This window comes from Sporosarcina sp. P13 (assembly GCF_002743055.1).
Classification (GTDB): domain Bacteria; phylum Bacillota; class Bacilli; order Bacillales_A; family Planococcaceae; genus Sporosarcina.
Map to the genome: position 1 here is coordinate 21,073 of NZ_PDYM01000012.1, position 20,493 is coordinate 41,565.

The 20,493-nt window shown below is 40.7% G+C and carries 21 protein-coding genes; 7 read left to right on the plus strand and 14 right to left on the minus strand.

Going from position 1 to position 20,493, the window contains the following annotated elements; genetic code table 11:
* Nucleotides 1-17 precede the first annotated feature (17 nt).
* The 3 genes from CSV79_RS07710 to CSV79_RS07725 all read right to left on the minus strand — a co-directional run bounded on the left by CSV79_RS07710 (nt 18) and on the right by CSV79_RS07725 (nt 4,084).
* Complete coding sequence (locus tag CSV79_RS07710) at nt 18-1,466, minus strand: phospholipase D family protein (RefSeq protein WP_099688465.1); 1,449 nt, start codon at nt 1,464-1,466, stop codon at nt 18-20.
* Between the two features lie 81 nt (nt 1,467-1,547).
* Entirely contained in the window at nt 1,548-2,324 is a 777-nt protein-coding gene (locus CSV79_RS07715) for an ABC transporter ATP-binding protein (RefSeq protein ID WP_099688466.1), read from the minus strand.
* A gap of 188 nt (nt 2,325-2,512) precedes the next feature.
* Nucleotides 2,513-4,084 (minus strand): BCCT family transporter, encoded by a 1,572-nt coding sequence (locus CSV79_RS07725; protein WP_099688468.1) that lies wholly within the window; start codon nt 4,082-4,084, stop codon nt 2,513-2,515.
* Between the two features lie 305 nt (nt 4,085-4,389).
* On the opposite strand from CSV79_RS07725, the gene CSV79_RS07730 reads away from it, so the two are divergent.
* From CSV79_RS07730 to CSV79_RS07745, 4 genes are all read left to right on the plus strand, one after another.
* Nucleotides 4,390-4,608: a spore coat associated protein CotJA gene (locus tag CSV79_RS07730; RefSeq protein WP_099688469.1), complete on the plus strand. Its 219-nt coding sequence runs from the start codon at nt 4,390-4,392 to the stop codon at nt 4,606-4,608.
* Nucleotides 4,608-4,871, plus strand: coding sequence for a spore coat protein CotJB (locus CSV79_RS07735; RefSeq protein ID WP_099688470.1), 264 nt, complete (start codon nt 4,608-4,610; stop codon nt 4,869-4,871). Before CSV79_RS07730 ends, CSV79_RS07735 begins: the two co-directional genes overlap by 1 nt.
* 36 nt (nt 4,872-4,907) lie before the next feature.
* Nucleotides 4,908-5,477: a manganese catalase family protein gene (locus tag CSV79_RS07740; protein ID WP_099688471.1), complete on the plus strand. Its 570-nt coding sequence runs from the start codon at nt 4,908-4,910 to the stop codon at nt 5,475-5,477.
* Nucleotides 5,478-5,577: 100 nt separating this feature from the next.
* The gene (locus tag CSV79_RS07745) at nt 5,578-7,254 is read left to right on the plus strand and encodes an ABC1 kinase family protein (RefSeq protein WP_233201399.1); all 1,677 of its coding nucleotides are present in this window, start codon (nt 5,578-5,580) and stop codon (nt 7,252-7,254) included.
* Nucleotides 7,255-7,307: 53 nt separating this feature from the next.
* On the opposite strand, the gene CSV79_RS16775 is transcribed toward CSV79_RS07745, so the two are convergent.
* Together CSV79_RS16775 and CSV79_RS07750 are read right to left on the minus strand one after the other, a co-directional pair.
* Entirely contained in the window at nt 7,308-7,472 is a 165-nt protein-coding gene (locus tag CSV79_RS16775; protein ID WP_158232491.1) for a hypothetical protein, read from the minus strand.
* A 27-nt stretch (nt 7,473-7,499) separates the two neighbouring features.
* Nucleotides 7,500-8,384 carry a LysR family transcriptional regulator gene (locus tag CSV79_RS07750; RefSeq protein ID WP_099688472.1) on the minus strand — a complete coding sequence of 295 codons (885 nt, stop codon included), beginning with the start codon at nt 8,382-8,384 and terminating at the stop codon, nt 7,500-7,502.
* A gap of 112 nt (nt 8,385-8,496) precedes the next feature.
* On the opposite strand from CSV79_RS07750, the gene CSV79_RS07755 reads away from it, so the two are divergent.
* Nucleotides 8,497-9,687, plus strand: a complete 1,191-nt coding sequence (locus CSV79_RS07755) for a coenzyme F420-0:L-glutamate ligase (RefSeq protein WP_099688473.1) — start codon at nt 8,497-8,499, stop codon at nt 9,685-9,687.
* 174 nt (nt 9,688-9,861) lie between these two features.
* Here CSV79_RS07755 and CSV79_RS07760 read toward each other — a convergent pair whose 3' ends face one another.
* Both CSV79_RS07760 and CSV79_RS07765 read right to left on the minus strand, forming a co-directional pair.
* Nucleotides 9,862-11,052, minus strand: coding sequence for an MFS transporter (locus CSV79_RS07760; protein WP_099688474.1), 1,191 nt, complete (start codon nt 11,050-11,052; stop codon nt 9,862-9,864).
* A gap of 12 nt (nt 11,053-11,064) precedes the next feature.
* Complete coding sequence (locus tag CSV79_RS07765; RefSeq protein ID WP_099688475.1) at nt 11,065-11,484, minus strand: MarR family winged helix-turn-helix transcriptional regulator; 420 nt, start codon at nt 11,482-11,484, stop codon at nt 11,065-11,067.
* A 191-nt stretch (nt 11,485-11,675) separates the two neighbouring features.
* Here CSV79_RS07765 and CSV79_RS07770 point away from each other — a divergent pair, with 191 nt between their 5' ends.
* The gene (locus CSV79_RS07770) at nt 11,676-12,911 is read left to right on the plus strand and encodes a dicarboxylate/amino acid:cation symporter (RefSeq protein ID WP_099688476.1); all 1,236 of its coding nucleotides are present in this window, start codon (nt 11,676-11,678) and stop codon (nt 12,909-12,911) included.
* Between the two features lie 181 nt (nt 12,912-13,092).
* On the opposite strand, the gene CSV79_RS07775 is transcribed toward CSV79_RS07770, so the two are convergent.
* From CSV79_RS07775 to kynU, 4 genes are all read right to left on the minus strand, one after another.
* Nucleotides 13,093-14,733: an S-layer homology domain-containing protein gene (locus tag CSV79_RS07775; RefSeq protein WP_158232492.1), complete on the minus strand. Its 1,641-nt coding sequence runs from the start codon at nt 14,731-14,733 to the stop codon at nt 13,093-13,095.
* Between the two features lie 64 nt (nt 14,734-14,797).
* Nucleotides 14,798-15,616 (minus strand): tryptophan 2,3-dioxygenase, encoded by an 819-nt coding sequence (gene kynA / locus CSV79_RS07780; protein ID WP_099688478.1) that lies wholly within the window; start codon nt 15,614-15,616, stop codon nt 14,798-14,800.
* Entirely contained in the window at nt 15,613-16,245 is a 633-nt protein-coding gene (kynB, locus tag CSV79_RS07785) for an arylformamidase (RefSeq protein WP_099688479.1), read from the minus strand. Before kynB ends, kynA begins: the two co-directional genes overlap by 4 nt.
* The gene (gene kynU, locus CSV79_RS07790) at nt 16,242-17,519 is read right to left on the minus strand and encodes a kynureninase (protein ID WP_369824936.1); all 1,278 of its coding nucleotides are present in this window, start codon (nt 17,517-17,519) and stop codon (nt 16,242-16,244) included. The genes kynB and kynU overlap by 4 nt, the downstream gene beginning before the upstream one ends.
* A 114-nt stretch (nt 17,520-17,633) precedes the next feature.
* Here kynU and CSV79_RS07795 point away from each other — a divergent pair, with 114 nt between their 5' ends.
* Complete coding sequence (locus CSV79_RS07795) at nt 17,634-17,957, plus strand: MGMT family protein (RefSeq protein WP_099688481.1); 324 nt, start codon at nt 17,634-17,636, stop codon at nt 17,955-17,957.
* A 44-nt stretch (nt 17,958-18,001) separates the two neighbouring features.
* On the opposite strand, the gene CSV79_RS07800 is transcribed toward CSV79_RS07795, so the two are convergent.
* From CSV79_RS07800 to CSV79_RS07810, 3 genes are read right to left on the minus strand one after another with little or no spacing between them, the layout of a single operon-like run.
* Nucleotides 18,002-18,736, minus strand: a complete 735-nt coding sequence (locus CSV79_RS07800) for an amino acid ABC transporter ATP-binding protein (RefSeq protein ID WP_099688482.1) — start codon at nt 18,734-18,736, stop codon at nt 18,002-18,004.
* Entirely contained in the window at nt 18,733-19,446 is a 714-nt protein-coding gene (locus CSV79_RS07805) for an amino acid ABC transporter permease (protein ID WP_099688517.1), read from the minus strand. Before CSV79_RS07805 ends, CSV79_RS07800 begins: the two co-directional genes overlap by 4 nt.
* Nucleotides 19,436-20,278 (minus strand): amino acid ABC transporter substrate-binding protein, encoded by an 843-nt coding sequence (locus CSV79_RS07810; protein WP_099688483.1) that lies wholly within the window; start codon nt 20,276-20,278, stop codon nt 19,436-19,438. Before CSV79_RS07810 ends, CSV79_RS07805 begins: the two co-directional genes overlap by 11 nt.
* Nucleotides 20,279-20,493: the final 215 nt, after the last annotated feature.

Here is a 20,493-nt window from a genome sequence, read left to right on the forward strand (position 1 = left end):
CTGAACGATGTTTACGATTAGTAAGTTGTCATTTTAATCCAACGCTGTAGGGCATAAATGCCACGTTGGAAGAATGTTAAGTTGCTCTGATACTTTTCAACATCTAGTGTATAAAGAGCATCTTCATTGTCCCACAACCTATCAAAATACGTATTGATCTCGTTTGTTAATTCACTGTCAGTCGGAGCAATAATCCGTAAGTTGGCTTCAAGATTATAATCGCGCAATGTTCGTTCCGTCATATTAGAAGAGCCGTTTGTGATAAATGTCATGTCAGCGGTTTGAATTGTAACTAGCTTTGTATGATATTGTCCAATTACTGTATTGTACCAACGCACATCAATCTTATTGTCTGTGTTCTCTCTAAGTTCCTGCACGACAGGTCGATTGGGTAATCCTGATTTTTTACTGCCGAATGAATTTTCATTCGGATCTAATATCATCTCCACCTTGACGCCACGGTTTGCCGCTCGTTCTAACGGTTGGATGACTTGTTGCTCGGATAAATAGAACATGCCCATTCGAATACGATCACCTTTTTGGGTCTTTTCGATATCTTCCACTAACGCCTTTAGTACTTTACTTTCCGTGACGTATTGGACTTCATATGGACCTGTTCCTTCTTCTAAATTTTCAACACGGGGTAATTTTCCTCCCGATGAATACTGCAGAACAGCCTCTTCTGATTCTAATATATCATTTTGTATAGGTCCCTTTACTTTAAATGCCACATTCCCATGGCGACTACTTGCTGCGTGAGGGTTAGATGAAGTCACTAAAGCTGCTTGATCGGTCACGAGTGTTTTTCGGTGATTGGCTTTGATATTTAACATTTTTAAATAAGACGTAAATTTCACATCCGGTGCTTCACTTGCTAAGAAGTTCGGAAAGTGATTTTTACCGCCAAACTCAATCCATTGAAATAACATACGATAGATTCCTGAATAAATGGGCGTCGAGTCACGTAATGGCTCTAAATCTGTATAGACGACTTGCACACCCGCCTTCTTAAGATTCTTAAACCACTCCGACTCATATGAATCATAGCCTGTGTTTACTGGATCTGTTATATAGACAATCGGCATGTTAGGGTTTTCTTTCTTCTTCTCTATTAGAGTCTGTGACAATTGATCAGCCAGCTGAATAAAGTCTTCCTTTTCATCGTAATAGTCATCCATCATAAAGAAATCAGCTACAATAAACTGTTCCGCTTCTTCAATCATCTGAAATACTTCTTTAAAAATACGCAACTCCGATGTGTAATGTTTTTTTGATTTTGTCTTTGAAAAGGTTAGATCGTACAAAAATTCAATATCATCTACTTGGTGCAACTCGCCCGCATAGGATATTCCTGGCGGTAACGGTTTGTAAGTTTGCCAGAGCATAATTCCTGCATACAATAACGCAAATATAAGTAGTATATATGAAGCAATTCTTTTTTTCGTCCATTTTCGTTTCTTGGGCATAACCACTCGCCCCCTTCCAGAGTGAGTCTTCTATTATAGAAAGTTCCCTCTCTAGACCGTTGTAAACTACGCCAACTTACTTTATTTAACAGACAGATATGGACGTTCTATGATCCACTCGATAGAGACAGGTACTTGATAGGTTTCCGAAAGTAATTCACTCGTCATCACTTCATGTTTTGGGCCCGCAGCAACTACTTGGCCATCTTTCAGCAATAAGACATGTGTGATTTTCGGTACGAGTTCTTCGATGTGATGCGTCACATAGACAAGATGTACATTATTATTCGCGGCTATTTCGAGTGCTTCAAGGAATTGTTCTCTTGCTAAAATATCCAAACCAGAACATGGTTCATCCAAAATAAGCAAATCTGGCTCACCCATTAACGCTCTTGCGATTAGCACACGTCGCCTCTCTCCTTCAGAAAGCACATTAAATTTCTTACCTTTTACGTGGTCTAACCTAAATTCTTTCACTAAATAATGTGCGCGTGTCCAATCTTCATCAATGATTTTATCGTAAATGCCAAAGCTCGCGAACTTTCCACTAATAATTACTCGTTCAATCTCTTCGTGCCAGAAATAGTCCGAGAACTTTTCCAATGAACTACTGACATAACCGATTCTTTTACGAAGTTCAGGTAGATATGTACTGCCAAAGCGCTTCCCAAGCACTTCTACTTCACCTGAAGAAGGAATCTCGTAAGTGGAAATGATAGATAGTAATGATGTTTTCCCTGAGCCGTTTAAACCAAGCAAGCCCCATTGTTGTCCCTCTGAAATTTCCCAATCAACGTTTTGTAAAATTTGATTATCACCTCTTTTAAAATAAATACCCTCTACCTTTACTATAGGCATGTCCAATCTCCTCTCGGTTATATAGAAAACCGGATCGTGCTAGAAGCAATGATCCGGTTCCTGTATTATTTGTCGCCTTGCTTTTTTTCTTTTTCATATTCCATGTATTTCTTTTTTTCAAGTTCTTGATATTGTTTATCACTTTTTTCTTTTGCTTTTCTCGCCTTTTCTTTCTCTCGACGCACTTTTCACTCTTTTTCGCTTTCTTTACGTTTCCGTCTCTTTTTAACTTCTCCTTCTACATGCTCAAATTGACGAATATCAGTCGGTCTGACCGTAATTGGCTCACGCGCTAATAACTTAGCCAAGGAGAACATCAGAAGTAAAAGGAATAAAGTAAATGGCAAAGCGGAAACGAGTGATGCTGATTGCAACGCTTCCAGTCCACCGGCAGACAAAAGCACAGCCGCAATAGCAGTCATCAAGAAGCCCCAGATGAATTTCGTAACTAAAGGCGGGAATAAACTTCCGCGTGTTGTCATGCTTGCTAAAATATAGGTTTCAGAGTCAGCAGACGTAATTAAAAATGTAAAAATAAGTACGATCGCTAAAAACGATACGATATTTGTCATCGGTAAGTGTTGCAGTGTTGCAAAAATTGCTGACGTTACATCTTGATCAACTTCTTGTGCTATCTGTGTACCGTTTCGCAAATCACTATATAACGCTGTACCGCCCAGTGTTGCAATCCACATACATGAAAATGCGGGTGGAATGACCATCACACCCATAATGAACTCACGAATGGTACGACCTTTTGATACGCGCGCGACGAATGCCCCAACGAATGGTGACCAAGCAATAGTCCAAGCCCAATAGAATATCGTCCAATCCTTCACCCACGTACCGCCCTGATAAGGCTGTAACCGCAAGCTATACGTAATGAAATTATTAATATAATCTCCAATAGCCAATGTGAAGGTTTCAAGGATAAACACTTTCGGTCCAACGATGAAAAAAAACACTAATAGCGCAATCGCCATCCCAAGATTAAAATTCCCAAGATACGCAATTCCTTTACCCAATCCCGATGCAGCTGATGTCATATAAGCTACAAATACGACAGCAATTATAATGAGTTGAACAGTAAATGTACTTTTTATATCGAATACATATTCCATTCCTCCACTCATTTGCAGGACACCCATTCCCAATGAAGTCGCAATTCCCATGACTGTCGCTACAACAGCGAATGAATCAATTCCGGTCTTCACATAGCGATTGCTGCCAATCAACGGTTCCAATGCCGTAGAGATTAGGCCATCTTTCTTTTTCCTGAACTGCAAGAAGCCAATCACTAATCCGACCATGCCAAAAATTGCCCACTGTGAAATCCCCCAGTGGAAGAACGAGTAGCCCATCGCTACACGTGCAGCTTCCTCCGTCTGTGCTTCTACGCTAGCAATTGGTGATTTGAAGTAATGACTCATCGGTTCCGCCACACCCCAGAATACAAGCCCAACACCAAAGCCGGCAGAAAACAACATACCAATCCATGTAAAGAATGGATACTCTGGACGTTCGGCATCGCCCCCAAGGCGAATTGCACCGTACTTACTTATAGCAAGCCCTACTAAAAATACAATTACAATAAATACCGCAAGTAAATAAAACCATCCGAAATTATCTGTCGTAAAGTGGTACAATCTTTCGGATACATTTCCGAATGGTACCGGTTTTGCGGCACCTAATACGACAAGTATAAAGATAAATACTGCCGAGATGGAGAATACGGGGTTTTTCCAAAACTTTTTATTCACAATTATATCGACTCCTAGTGTTCAATTTGGTAACTCTCTTACTATTCTTCATACCCATAAATAAAGGGTATATAACACATTTCCGATTATAAAAAGGTAGTAGATATATTTACCAAACAGATTATAACTATTTATAGTACACATCGAAAAAGACATCTTCAAGTGAAAATGCCCTTTTCATGTACGTAAATCAATTAGCTGTGGTCTTCCCATTTACTACCCATAATGAGTTAATAATTAATTTTCGCCCTTATTTTCATACCTATTACATACTCTGCATACGTTAGACGGAGGAGTGATGAGAACTGGATAACTATACGTTCCGAGGTAGCTATAAACCTTATGTATCTCCGTTAGATCCTTGCCCACCTGTGCTTGAGAAGACCTTTTCGCTACCACCACAGCTGTTCATGAATGTTCAACCACCGGGACTTCCCCAATTTTCTGCCGCTGAAGCATTACGTCATGGAAGTCTTTGGCCCGCGTTGGTCGATGGTTATTCGAAAAGGGAGGGGATTTCCTAATGGATGCCGGAGAGCAAAGAGCAATGCTTAAAGAAGTACAGCAAGCTGATTTCGTTGTTGTGGAATTAACACTTTATACAAATACTCATCCAAATGATGAAGATGGACTAGAGCAGTGGAGACTTGCGATCAAAGAAGCATCCAGAGCAAGGAAGGCTTACGAGAAGCGGTACGGCCCTCTGTCCCTACATTCAATCCCATCGGAGCAAGCGATTGAAATGGGCTGGCGTTGGAATCAAGCACCTTGGCCGTGGCAAATGTGACATATCGGTCGCACTACTTTATTAGGAGGATTAAGTATGTGGGTTTATGAGAAAAAGCTGCTGTATCCAGTAGAAGTAAGTGAATGTAATCCACGACTTGCGAAGTATATCGCAGAACAGTATGGGGGCGCTGATGGAGAACTAGCGGCGGCTTTACGTTATATGAATCAACGCTATACCGTTCCCGATAAAATAATTGGTGTACTCAATGATATTGCTACTGAAGAATTCTCACACTTAGAAATGCTTGCGACGATGATTTATAAATTAACAAAAGACGCTACACCAGAACAATTGGAAGAGGCGGGACTTGGTGCACACTTTGTTAATCACGGGCATGCACTTTTCTACTCAAATGCAGGTGGAGTACCGTTTACAACGACATATATTCAAGCAAAAGGTGATCCAATAGCCGATTTATACGAAGATATTGCAGCTGAAGAAAAAGCACGAGCGACTTATCAATGGATTATCGACGTCTCAGATGATCCGCTCATTAACGATTCACTTAAATTCCTAAGAGAACGGGAAAACATACACTCCCTGCGATTCCGCGAAGCGGTTGAAGTGCTAAAAGAAGAACGTGATCGGAAAAAGATTTTCTGATTGCATGGTCCCATTCCCTCTTGCGCTAGAGGAATGGGTTCTTTTCATTGTTCACTACACACCACTTAATGGTATCTTTTGGAGAGAGGAGTTAACGGAGGTGTTCTTATTGCTGAAACGAAGAATGAAGAATGCACAGCGTTTTCAAGAAATCATTAATGTTTTTTTCAAAAATGGATTTAGCCATATTTTATTTCGGCTTGGGTTGACTGATCGAAAATTTTCTTCTGCTGACGAAGAAGCTGATGTGAATTTATATCATGTTGGAAAAAAGCTACGGATTGCGTTAGAACAACTTGGGCCAACCTTTGTCAAACTAGGGCAAATCGCCAGTGGTCGCTGCGATTTAGTACCAGAGGAAATTGCATCGGAGCTGGAAAAACTACAAGACCATGTCGAATCTTTTTCATTTGAAGTTGTGCGGGAAATTATTGAATATCAACTTGGCGGGACGATAGAAGAATTATTTCAAGAGTTCGATAAAGAACCCCTTGCTTCCGCTTCAATTGGGCAAGTACATAAAGCTAGATTAAATAGCGGTGAGTTTGTGGCGGTTAAAATACAACGTCCAAATATAGAGAGACAAGTGAATACTGATTTGGCAATTCTCCATGACTTAACAGGCTTTTTAGAAAAGAATATGGAGTGGGCCAAGGCTTATCATCTACGTGATCTCATTCATGAATTTTCCCAATCATTGCGGGAAGAACTTGATTATCAGTTAGAAGCTCTCAATGCCGAACGGATTTCACGACAATTTGAAAAAATAGCTGACATTCACGTGCCACGTGTCTACGATGAATACACTAGCCGTAAGGTACTTACTACAGACTTAGTTACAGGAATAAAAGTAAGCAATATACAGCAATTAGATAAAGAAGGTCATGATCGGCAACTACTTGCTGAACGAATTGCTGACTCGATGCTTTCACAAGTGATGGAATACGGATTCTTCCATGGAGATCCACATCCTGGCAATATATTTATCGCACCAGGACCCGTTGTGCACTACATTGATTTTGGGATGGTCGGACAACTTAGTAAAGAAATGACTTATCATTTCATCTCCCTACTGCTGGCTTTGCGAAAAGGGAATATTCGGCGGCTAATTGACATCTTTTCTGCGATGGATATTTTAGATGACAATACGAACATCGACGCCTTGTATCGGGACTTACAAAATATCCAGCGCAAGTATTATGAAACCTCCCTAACGGATCTAAAGCTTAGCGATGTGTTCGTGGAGATTTTTTCTATCGCGTTCCGACATCATATTCGTCTGCCGAATGAAATCGCCATTTTGTCAAAAGTGATTCTTACATTAGAAGGTGTTTTGGGCACATTAGATCCTTCTTTCAGCATCATGAAAGCAATCGAGCCGTACAGTAAAAAAGCACTTTTAAAACAATATGACCCCCGCTACCTACTCGAAAATAGTTGGCTTTCGCTAGTGAAAAACACAGAAATTCTAGTGGAATTACCTAACGATATTAAAAAAGCAGTGAAAACGATTGAAAAAGGAAAAGTTGAAATAGCAGTAGGTCTAAAAGAATCAACTATCATATTCCGTAGATTCGATAAAATTGCTAATCGTCTTTCGTTGAGCATTGTCTTACTTGCATTCAGTATTTTGATGGTGGGACTGATAATTGGATCTGCCATTTCCGGACAGACTGCTATATTTTTGCATTTACCGTTGATTGAAGTAGGTTCTATCATTGCGACTTTTATGTTTGGCTATTTAATCTTCTCCATTATACGGTCGGGCAGAATATAACGACCGTTTATCACTAGGACAATCGAGATAGAAGGGCAGTTTCGCTGTTCATACTATCGCTTTGTCAACGGGATCACAGGATCTATGAGCGTGGCATCACGGTTTATGAGCGCAGCATCACGGTCTATGAGCGCGGAAACACAGTCTATGAGCGCGGCATCATGGTCTATGAGCGCAGAACCACGATCTATGAGCGCGGCACTACAATCTATGAGCACTACGACGAATTCGTTGACAATTGTACATTATGCTTTCTCCAAAATCCCAATAAACTTAGATGCAGCTGGCGATAAAGAAACTCCTTTTAAATAGCAGACACCAATATTACGTTTCGGGATAGGATCCAGAAACTCTACTTCATGCAACTTACCTGCGTCCAAATAATTTGCTGAAAACTCTTTAACTACGCAAGCGATTCCTAGGTTAATATGCGCAAACTCCAGTAATAACTCGTGTGATCCTAACTCAAACTCCGGATAAATTTTCACGCCTTGTTGTAATAAAAAGTCTTCCACATACTGACGAGAATTTGATTTAGATTCCAATAAAATAAGTGGTAACCTCGTTAGCTCCTGCAATGGTACGGGACGCAGAAACAGTTTTTTAAATCGCTCCCCATAAACAAATGTATCTTGCACGTCAAAACATGCACGCTGTTCTAAAGAATCATCTTCTACGGGAAAATTACAAATAGCAATGTCTACTTCACCCGATTTCAGTGAAGCAATGAGTTCCATTGTTGTTCCGTTAATAATTTTAAAACGAATACTCGGATAATTGGTATGAAACGCTTCTAAATAGGGCAATAAATAATAACGAGAGATCGTATCGCCTACACCAATTTTCAATTCGCCTGCCGATAGACTCTTCAACTCGCGTAATTTTTCATTGCCTGCATCGATTAGATTTAACGCTGAATTGACATATTCATATAACATGGCCCCCTCATCAGTCAATGTAACCCCTTTAGATGTACGATTAAAAAGACGCGTATCCAGTGCCCGTTCCAACTGCGAGATAATTTGACTGATTGCCGGTTGCGTCATGAATAACTGTCTAGCCGCTTTCGAAAAACTTTTATTTTGAACGACCGTACGAAAAACTTTATACCATTCTAAGTTAATTGACACATAACCACCTCTTATATCCCCTATTAAGTATATTAATTTTACTTATACCATAAACACGCGCTATAATACAGTGAAGAGTGATCAAATTGAGTTTCTATAGGGAGCGATTGATTTGGAAAGAGTGGTAGGTACTGTTGTTAGAGGATTGCGTTGTCCAATCATCAATGAAGGCGACAATATTGAACAAATCGTGGTAGACAGCGTATTAGACGCTTCTAGAGTTGAAAATATTTCATTTCAAGATAAAGATATCGTATCAATTACAGAATCCATCGTGGCACGTGCACAAGGTAATTACGCAACAATTGGTCATATCGCAAAAGACATCGAGGCAAAATTTGGTGATGATACAATTGGCGTGATCTTCCCTATTTTGAGTCGTAACCGTTTTGGTAACTGTTTACGCGGAATCGCAAAAGGCGCAAAGAAAATCGTCTTAATGCTTAGCTATCCTTCTGATGAAGTTGGCAACCACTTGATAGAGCTAGATCGTTTAGATGAAAAAGGGGTTAATCCTTGGACAGATGTGTTGACTGAAGCTGAATTCCGCGAACATTTCGGTGACAATAAACACCCATTCACTGGTGTCGATTACATCGAATACTATAAATCATTAATGGACGAGTTTGGTGTAGAACACGAAGTTATCTTCTCAAACAACGCTAGAACAATTTTAGATTATACAAAAACAGTTCTAACATGTGATATCCATACACGTTTTAGAACGAAGCGAATTCTTAAAGCAAATGGTGCTGAGAAAGTTTACAGCTTAGACGACATCTTAGCAGAATCCATCGACGGTAGCGGCTACAATGAACTGTTCGGTTTACTTGGTGCCAACAAAGCACAAGAACACAGTATTAAACTGTTCCCACATAGTTGCCAACCTGTTGTCGACAACATCCAAGAAATGCTGAAAAAAGAAACTGGTAAACATATCGAAGTCATGATTTACGGTGATGGCGCATTTAAAGACCCTGTTGGAAAGATTTGGGAATTGGCGGATCCAGTCGTGTCCCCTGCTTATACAAGCGGATTAGATGGTATTCCAAATGAAGTTAAACTAAAATATTTAGCAGACAATGACTTCTCTGATTTGCGTGGTGAAGAGCTGAAACATGCTATTTCTGACTTTATTGAGAAAAAGGATACAGACTTAATGGGTTCTATGGCTTCACAAGGTACTACGCCTCGTAAGCTGACAGACTTGATCGGTTCATTATCTGACTTAACTTCTGGAAGCGGAGATAAAGGAACGCCAATCGTCTTCATACAAGGATATTTCGATAACTTTACAAATTAAGTTTTCCACCTGCGAGCGTTACGCTCACAGGTGTTTTTTTGTCTCGTTCGTTACTATGCAAGTTGTCTCAAAACGAAGTATTGTACATCTAATGGGTTCTGGGAAGCGGACCTTTCCTAATATAAAAGACACTACGCATGTTGAAGTAGTGTCTTTTCCCTTTATTGATTCATATCACATGGCTGTTTGTTCAGATTTCTTTCTAATTCGGCTAAATAGCACGAACAAAGCAAGCGCAACAATTACAACGATTGTTAGTACAACATATAACTCTCGGTAACCGATAAGTGGGATGAGTGCACCAAGTACATAAGGTCCAAAACCAAAGCCAAAATCCAAGAAGATAAAAAATGTAGATGTTGCTACTCCAAGGCGTTCAGGTTTCACACCTTGTAAGGCAATGGCTTGCGCAGATGATTGAAAATTACCAAAGCCAAGACCTAAAATTCCCCCCGCAAGAAGTAACATCCAACCAGCCTGCACACCACTTAGTAGTAAAAGCCCTGCTGCAAATAATAGCAAGGACGGATAAACGACAAATTTGTTTCCTTTCACGTCCAAAAGTTTTCCAGTAAACGGCCTAGATAATAAAACCGCAATGGCATACACTAAAAAGAAAAAACTAGCTGCATTTACCAAATTAACTTCTTCTGCATAGAACGAAATGAATGACAGAACGCCCGAATAAGCCATTGCTGCTAACAATGTGATAAAGCCAATTGGTAACGCTCGTTTTTCCAGTAAACTACTGACACCAAATTTCACTTTTGACACTTGTACGTCTTTTTTAGGCATAACAGCTGGTGTTTTTCTAACAAAGAAGAACATCAATGCACAGCCGATGCTAATTGCCAAACAGAAAATGAACAATACACTAAATTCGAAATGCTGACTCAAGAAGATACCAAAAAACGGTCCTATTGCCGTGGCAAGCACTGTACTTAAACTAAAGTAGCCAATACCTTCCCCTCTTCGTGATGGTGGTAACATTTGTGCAACCATCGTTCCTGTTGCAGTTGATGCGATACCTAAACCAACCCCGTGGAAAAATCGATTTGCCATCAATAATGGTAGATTAACTGCTCCTAAATAAAAGGCCGATGCTAAAACAGTTATCGCCAAGCCGATTAATAAAATTCTACGACTACCTACTTTGCTAATGAGCCCACCAACCGCAAGTCGTGCAATTAATGTGCCGATGATAAAAATGCCTGAGACAAGTCCTGCTACACTTGTGGACACTCCATATTCTTTCACTGAAAAAGGTGCTATTGTAACGATTAATAAATACATCACTAACATTAAAAGAAAATTAATTATAGAAGTAACAATAAAGTCTTTTGTCCAAATCTTCTTATTGTCCATCTAATCCCTCTTTTATTTATTTAGATTTTTTCTTGCTGTCTCCATCACGCGAATTGCTGTTTCAATATCCTCTAGCTCGACGCCTTCCAATAATCCACAATACACTTTCTCTAATTCTGAAACAATTTTGTCGACCGTTTCATGTCCTTGACTTGTCAAACCAATCCACTTTTCTCGACGATCCGTACCAGGTCGTATACTAACTAAATCCATTTCCAGTAAGCGCTGAACAATTTTTGTCACACTCGGTTTTTCAACTTGACGGCGCGTGGCAATTTCTGCCGAAGTCATTTCTCCTTCAAGCTTCAATAACTTTAGTATGCCCCATTGTGAATTAAACAAACTGTACGGTGCAAGAAGCGTGTTTAATCGATTTAATAAAGGACGATAAAGTTGAATATATTCTGCAAAAAACTGTGGTTGTCGTTTCACGTGAAACACTCCTTAAAAGGTTAGTTGGGATAATTAACTATTATCATAATTTTATTCTTTTCTACTTGCAATGTAAAGCAATGTGAAGCTATTAAATGAACTTTTTAGCAACTGTATATGCTATGATGAAATAATACAGTAATCCCATATTACGTTTGATTAGCTACGTGTATAAGAGGATTGATTGGAGAGTGAACTTTATCTGGAATAAATATAAGAATACACCGTTTGTTGTTAAAATTACGATTGGATTTATTGCTGGAACATTGCTCGGCATATTTTTTAACGAATACACTTCATTCCTTAAGCCGTTTGGTACATTGTTATTAAACTTGCTTAGTCTGGTTGCCGTTCCCGTAATCTTTTTAACAGTTGTACTAGCCGTCAATCAGATGAATCTAGTGCAGTTAAGCAAAATGGGCGGTAAATTGATTTTGTATTACGCAGCCACAACAGCGGCTGCTGTGTTGATTGGCCTTTCCTTAGCTTTATGGCTGAAGCCTGGTAAGCATTTGACGTTACCAACGGATGCAGTAGTAGAGCCCCCACACGCTCCAGGTTTTTCTGAAGTTTTACTACAAATCGTTCCTAAGAATATATTTGCCGCATTCACTACCGGCGATTTAATGGCCATTTTATTTGTTGCTGTAATTATCGGCATGGCGATTTCTTCTATGAAGTTTTCCCAGGACACGAAGCTTGTAGAGATGGGCGACTTACTTGATCGCTTCTTCAATGCACTGAACACGATGTTCTATAAAATATTGGCGGGTGTATTACTGTATGCACCCATCGGTATTTTTGCAATTAGCGCAACCGCTTTTGGCGAGCAAGGATGGGATACATTCATAGGTCTGCTATCCTTTGTTGGCGTATTTTATCTGGGTGTTCTAATCCTTTGGTTATTTGTTTATAGTGGGTTCTTGAAGCTCTTCGGCAATCCGGTATTGCCTTTCTATCGCAATACAAAAGATGCTTATACCGCAGCATTTTTTACTTCTAGTAGTATTGCGACATTACCTATTGCGATTGAGTCTGCAAAAAAAGCAGGCGTTTCCGAGAATACAGCGAATTTCGCGTTACCACTTGGTGCTGTTTTCAATTCGGATGGCGGTGCGCTACGTATGGGAATCTCCCTCGTATTCGCCGCAAATATTACGAATCTGAATTTATCTGCTGTAGATTTTATTGTCATTATCGCGATTGGTACGTTGCTCTCCATAGGCACGGCTGGTGTACCCGCCGCTGGACTAGTCACACTATCCGCGGTGCTCACAATGTTCGGTCTGCCGCTTGAGATTGTGGCGTTAATTGCTGGAGTCGATGCGTTGATTGGTATGGCTGGTACTGCCTCAAACGTAATGGGCGACATCGTCGGTGCAGCTGTAGTGGATAAAAAAGAGCATCCGAAGAAAGTTACAGCATAAAGATAGTAAAACGAAAACAAAAATTAATGTGCGGTTCGTGATTTACGCTTCAGCGGGCTAGCTATATGCGGGCCCTCCGGAACATATCCGCCTGAAACGTAGCTAAGCAACCTACTCCCCAATCATTTATACAATCAAAAGGAAGGTCTCGGTAGATTCGAGTCCTTCCTTTTTGTAATGCTTATTGACCGATTACTTGCATCGAGTTCACGATCATCTTTGCTGCATGTGCTCTTGTAGTACGAGCATTTGGCATGAACTTGCCTTGGTCACCTGTTGCGATGTTCAACTGATACAACCCAGCAATTGCCCATTGTGTATCCTTAGCAAATTTTTGGATATCACTGAACGGTGCAGGTGCTGTTGGTGTGAATGGCTTGCCTGTTGCTACGGTATACGTACGGCTTAGTAACAATGCTAATTGTGCACGAGTAATTGGTTTATTTGGCATAAAGTGACCATTTACACCACTCATCAAACCATATTCGTAGGCTGCTTGAATATCTGCTTTCGTGCTATCAGCATAGTATGCCAAATCATCGAATGCCATCTTCGTGCTTTTTGGCTTTAAATCTAGCATGCGAACGACGATCGAAGTTGCTTGTGCACGTGTCAGTGATTGATCTGGACGGAATGTATGATCTGCATATCCGCCTACAATACCCTTCATCGCTGCAAGTTCGATTACTTCTTTTGCCCAGTGCTTGGAAATATCCGTGAACACCACAGGTGGCTCAGCAGGTTCACTGTCTAACGTATACACCTTGTTTATATTATGAATGCTCATTTTACCCGTTTGACTAACTGCTTTAATAGTGAAATTATATTCTTTATTCGGCTGAAGATCTGTGATTTCATACGTAAGAACTGGTCCCATTACTTCTGCAACCTTCTGATCACCATTGAATACTTGATACGTCGTAATCATAGCCGTATCAATAACTGGCTCCCACTCAAGTACTACAGTTGTTGCATCTTTCTTTTCTACTGTTAGTACATCTTTCTTAAACCACGGATAGTTTTTCATTAGTGATTCATTGAATGCATTCTTTACGGCTTTATAGCCCGCTTCACTCAAATGAATATTTTGAGGGTTTGGTAAATACGTTGCAAAGTCCTTAGCAATCAAATCTGCCGTGCTAACGAAATGAGCCGGCGTTCCCTTCAATCCACTTTGAACCGCGCCATTTAATCCGTTGACTAATTGTCCAATCACCGGTTGAACATCTGCACGTAAAGTAGGGAACGGATTGTAGTAACCCATTACGTATACTTGTGCATTTGGATTCAACTGATAAATTTCCCCTAAAATCTTCTGGATGTTCATGCCCACGCTCATCATGGAAGCTTGGATTTCTTCAGGTTTATATAGTGGAGTCCCTTTCTCATCAAACTTCACTTTCGAAAGCACATCATTTGCCCCAATTGACAAGGTGATGAGGTTTGCTTCTGTAATAGATGGTTGAATAGTTGCTGTTTGATCCTGATGTCCCATACCAATTACTGGCTTGGAAACATTTGTCTCTAAGTCTCTTAGTATGTCATCAGTCTTATAGCCGGGATACGAAAAACCTTTATTACTAGTTTGGAGCAGTTCCTGTCCTGCTAGTTCTTCTGCTAAAAAGTCCGCATATCCTTTGCCTAATTCGTTGTTAGGCGTAACTCCCGCTGCCAATGAATCCCCTAGTGCTAAATAGTTAATAGATGGAATCCAGGTTGGAGACTTTTCGGGTTCTGCAGCAGCGGTTTGCAATGGCAGCACAGCGAGTTGTAGCAGCAATGCGAATGCGAGAAACAAGTGACCGATCGGCTTCTTTTTCATCAGTTTACCACCCTTCATTTTCTGATTATTTGAACTATATCATAATATTTAGCTAGTTAGTTTGTCAAATTTCAGTTCGAATATTCCATAGTTCTGGAAAAAACCGATGATCAAGTACCGATTTTAAATAGTTCACTCCTGACGACCCACCCGTCCCTTTTTTGAATCCAATAATACGCTCCACTGTTTTCATATGGCGAAATCTCCATTGCTGATGGCTGTCTTCGATGTCGACTAGCTTCTCTGCTAATTGATAAAGATCCCAGTATTGATCAACGTCGCGGTATACCGTCAGCCAGGCATCCGCTACGGTAGGATCACCCGTATACGTGACGGAAAAGTCACGTTCAAGCAACTTGGGATTGATCGGGAAACTAGCACGCGCCAGCGCTTGGATTGCTACATCGTAAATACCAGGTGCATGATAGGCCTTTTCTAATGTCTTAGAAAGTTGTGGGTCTTTCTCATAAATTGTAATGATCTGCGGTTGCTTATAGCCAAGTGCGAACTCAATTAAGCGATTTTGATAGGATTGGAAACCAGAGGCACGCCCCAAGCTATTGCGGAATTCCATATACTCAGCAGGTGTCAATGTAGCGAGCACATCCCAGGCTTGAATAATTTGTGACTGAACTTTTGACACACGCGCAAGCATTTTGAACGCTTCCGGCAATTCATCTTGTTGAATTGATTCAATTGCGGTTTCAAGCTCATGCAAAATTAATTTCATCCATAGTTCGCTTACTTGATGAATGATGATGAACAACATTTCGTCATGGTGGCCAGATAATCGCTCTTGACTCGATAACACTTTATCTAAATTTAAATATTCGCCATAGGTCATCGACTCACGAAAATCTGTATGAATCCCCTTTTCTGTCATGATTGACACCTTCTAACTACCGCGCGCACTGGACTACCATCCGCGTCCTCTAACGCAAGAGGCAACGCAATAAGTTCATAGTGTCCTACTTCCAATGAGTCTAACACTAGGTTCTCAATGATGATGACGTCATTGCGATAGAGCGAATGATGGGCTACTAATTCTTTACTGTTTTCCGAATCAACAGAAGGCGTATCGACACCAATCAAACGAACACCTCGCTCCTTCAATAAAGGTCCAACATCTTCACCGATTACAGTAAAGTTCCTGGGAAATTCCCTTGATGTTGGATGGCTACTTGTTTTCAATAGAACCCGTTCAGCCCCTTCAAAATCTATATTCTCCAAATGTGCGCGCGTCACACAGTCCACGCCTGTTACATCAATCAGACAAGCACGCCCGATGTAAAGATCTATCGGCAAATCTAAGATTCGTAATCCATCATCGTCATAATGAAATGGTGCATCTGTATGTGTCCCGATATGTGTGCTCATCGTTAGCTTTCCAATATTGACTGAACCCGATTGCTCTTTAGACACTGCCACCTCATAGGAAAATGGCGTATCTCCCGGCCATTCTGCAATTTGCTTATTAAGCGGTTGCGTAATATCTATCCATTCATTTGTCATGCCACGACACCTCGTTGATTCGGATACTGCTTATATGTCTCATCTTTCATGATTCGCTTTAAAATCTGCACTGTTTGCCATACGTCTTCAAATGAATTATAAAGCGCAACGGGAGCTAAACGAATACCATTGGGTGCTCGGAAATCTGGAATTATACCTTCCGCCTTTAAGGCTTTACAGATTCTCGCAGCTTCCTCATGCAGCAATAAAAGATGTCCCCCACGACTAGAATCTAGAGGATTACCAATACTGAATGAAAAGTCACTTAGCTCTGTCTTTATACAATCCAACATATAACTTGTCAGCGTCAAAGACTTCTCCCGAATCTTCTCCATTCCAAGCTCCTCAAACATTTCAAGGGAACCGATTAAAGGTGCAAGATTGAGTACATGCGGTGTACCTATTTGATACGCTCCTGCGTCACTAGCCGCAGTCATCGTATGTTCCATATCGAATTGCTTCGTTTTATCAGAGCCGAACCAACCGGCTAGACCCGCTTCTTTACCAAAATGACGCTCATTAATGAATAATCCACCGACAGAACCCGGACCGCCGTTCAGGTGCTTATACGTACACCAAAACGCGAAGTCCGTTCCCCATTCATGTAACGCGTGTGGTATCGAACCAACCGAATGTGAGAGATCAAACCCGATAGTAATACCTTTATCATTCGCCGCTTTTGTAAGCACCTTCATATTTAGCACCTGTCCACTACGGTATAACACCGACGGCAAGACAATTAGCGCTACTTCATCCGTCATTGATTCGATAATACGATTTTCATCAAGAGTCAATCCGTCGTCACTCTTCACGCGAATCAGATGTTCCTCTGGATTGAGACCTCGTAAGCGGATCTGACTTTGCAATGCATAAATATCGGACGGGAAATTCAATTCATCTGCTAAGACTTTTGTCCGCGTACCTACTGGTCGATAAAACGTCGAAACGAGTTGATGCAAATTCGTTGTCGTGGAACCGGTCGCTATGACTTCAGATTTCTTTCCACCTACTAACGGTGCCATTCGTTCGCCAAGCTGCTCCGCCAGATAAAACCACGGATGTATACCTTCCGTCCAACCGTCAATTCCAAGAGCCTTCCATGAATCAAGCAGTTCAAGTAATGTTTTTTCTGCACGTCGCGATAATAAACCAAGCGAATTACCATCCATATAAATTTTCTCTTCTGGTAAGTAAAATTCCTTACGATAGGAAGCCAGTTCATCCTGTTGATCAAGTGTTTTTGCAAATTCTAGTGTAGGGGAGTACATAATCATTCTCCTTTCTATCTGTTGTAAAATGACAGCATATCTAGCTTACGAAATACGTACCTTAACTATGTGACATGCTGTAGATTCTATGCTACGCTTTTAACTAAAGGAGGATGACTTATGCAAACATTTACAGAAAAAGCAGTGGCAATCATCCAGCAAATCCCGGCAGGCCACGTTATGACATACGGACAGGTCGCATCAGAAGCCGGTAATCCACGCGGTGCCAGACAAGTCGTCCGTGTCCTACATTCCATGAGCAAAAAATACGACTTACCGTGGCATCGAATTATCAATGCACAAGGCGGCATCTCCACTCCTGAAAAAGCAGAAGCTAAAGGAGATACGCAACGACAACGACTCGAATCAGAAGGTATCCAGTTTGACGATAAAGGAAAAATACCACTCGATATCTATCGATGGCATCCACCACTGGAAATATGAAAAACCGCTTGGCATCAAAAGATTCTCAAGCGGTTTTTTCAAATTCACTGTAATAAACTAAAAAACTTCTTCGTACGTTCATGTTGTGGATTAGTGAAAATTTGTGAAGGTGCACCTCTCTCTACAATGACACCACCATCGATGAAAATCACTTCATCCGCCACTTCCCGCGCGAACTTCATCTCATGCGTCACCACAGCCATCGTCATACCTTCATGCGCTAAATCCTTCATAACATGCAACACTTCATTGACTAGTTCTGGATCAAGCGCTGATGTAGGTTCATCAAACAACATCACTTTCGGATCCATTGCAAGCGCACGTGCAATAGCTACCCGTTGTTGTTGACCTCCTGATAGCTGATACGGATACTTATCTTTATGGGCGGTCAAACCGACTTTATCGAGTAATTGATCCGCTTTATGTTGCGCATCCTCCTTAGAAACGCCCTTTACCGTCTTCAACCCTTCCGTGACATTTCCTGTCGCGGTTAAGTGCGGGAAGAGATTATAACTTTGGAACACCATTCCCGTTAGACGGCGGAATGTACTAATTGATTTTTTGGATACTGACTTGTTGAAATCAAGCTGTTTACCATCAATCAAGATCTTGCCGGCATTCGGAGTTTCAAGTACATTGAGACAGCGTAACAACGTAGATTTACCCGAGCCGGATGGTCCGATAATGACAACTACTTTTCCTTGCCCGATTTCCAAGTCCACATTTTTAATAACTTCTAATGACCCAAATGACTTTTGCAGTCCTTCTATCGTAATCATGAAATTCCTCCCTTACCAACAGACCGATCCAGGCGTTTTTCCACTCTACCTTGGATAATGGATAGGATGAAACAGATCACCCAATAGACAAGTGCTGCCATCGTGTAGACGAATAAAAACTCATAGTTCATCGACGCGATTTCTTGTGCTCTTCTGAACGTCTCTGCCACCAAAATTGTTGCAGCTAATGACGTATCCTTCACTAATCCAATAAAAGAGTTTGAAAGAGGAGGAACCGAAACTCTCGCTGCTTGTGGTAAAACAATTTTACGTAATGCCTGAGAGTAATTCATACCGATAGAATAAGCTGCTTCCCATTGTCCTTTTGGAATGGATAAAATCGCAGCCCGAATAATTTCAGAAGCATAGGCCCCTACGTTCAATGAAAATCCAATAACCGCTGAGGGAAAAGGATCAATGACGATACCAATTGTTGGTAGACCATAGAAAATAATAAATAATTGAACGAGTAATGGTGTTCCACGAATGATGGAAACATACACACGGGCAATTCCACGTAATACTTTACTGGATGAGATTCTTGCAAGGGCTGTGAAAATAGCAATTGTCAACCCTATGATAAAAGCGATAATCGCCAAAGGGATTGTAAACTTGATAGCACCTTCGATTAATGGCCCGATAGATGTCGATGCGATTTCTTGAAGTCTCTGTATCCGTTCAGGGCTTAAGGCGATACTGTTAAGATACATCATCACCGAACCATTTTTCGGAGATCTTTTGTAACGTACCGTCTTCACGCATCGCATCTAATGCCTTGTTTACTTCATCTACCAAATCCGAATTGCCTTGTCTGAATAGAAATGCATTTTCTGATTTATTCTCTTCTGAAACATTTTCCTGCTCCACAATTTGAATCGGTGCATCCGGTTTTTGTTTCATATAATCAAGTACCGAAAGTTTATCATTATACGTTCCATCCGCACGCTTGGCGATTACTAAATCAACTGCCTGGTTGAAACCATCAATCTTAATGATTTCCGCCCCATTTGACTGTGCAAGTTCGCCATAGTTACTCGTCAATGTCTGTGCTGCTTTTTTGCCTTCCATTCCATCAAATGCGATGTCTTCTCCTGCTCTGATGACTAACACAGAATTAGACCGTGTATACGGTTTTGAAAATTCATATTTCACTTTACGCTCATCATTTATACCTACTTGGTTGGCAATCATGTCGAAGCGTTTTGCATCTAGACCCGCAAAAATTGCATCCCACTGTGTTTCAAAAAACTTCGCTTCAACGCCTAAACGTTTTGCAACTTCTTGCGTCACTTCCACATCATAACCTGTTAACTTTCCCGATTTATCATGAAAAGAGAATGGTGCATATGTTCCTTCTGTTCCTACATTCAATACGCCTTTTTCTACTACTTTATCAAACAGACCGTTAGTATCCGTTGACTCACCTGATGTTTCATCCGATTTATCAGTGGAGTCGCTTGTCTTATCTTCACCTTTCGAACCGCATGCAACCAGTACAGCCGCTAATAAAACTACTAGAAATGATAATAAAGTTTTCTTCATTTTATAAACCCCACTATTCTTATACATATTTGTGATATGAATCATAAAAGATAGTTGCGCCTCTGTCAATAGCTATGTATTGCCACACAGGTTATTCCATTATACAGAATTAACTGATAAGTTGAAACTTTTCAGCATGAATTTAGTCTTTTATTTTAGTATAGGATCTAACAATGCATGAAGGATACTAAATAATACGTTAAATCCATATTTGG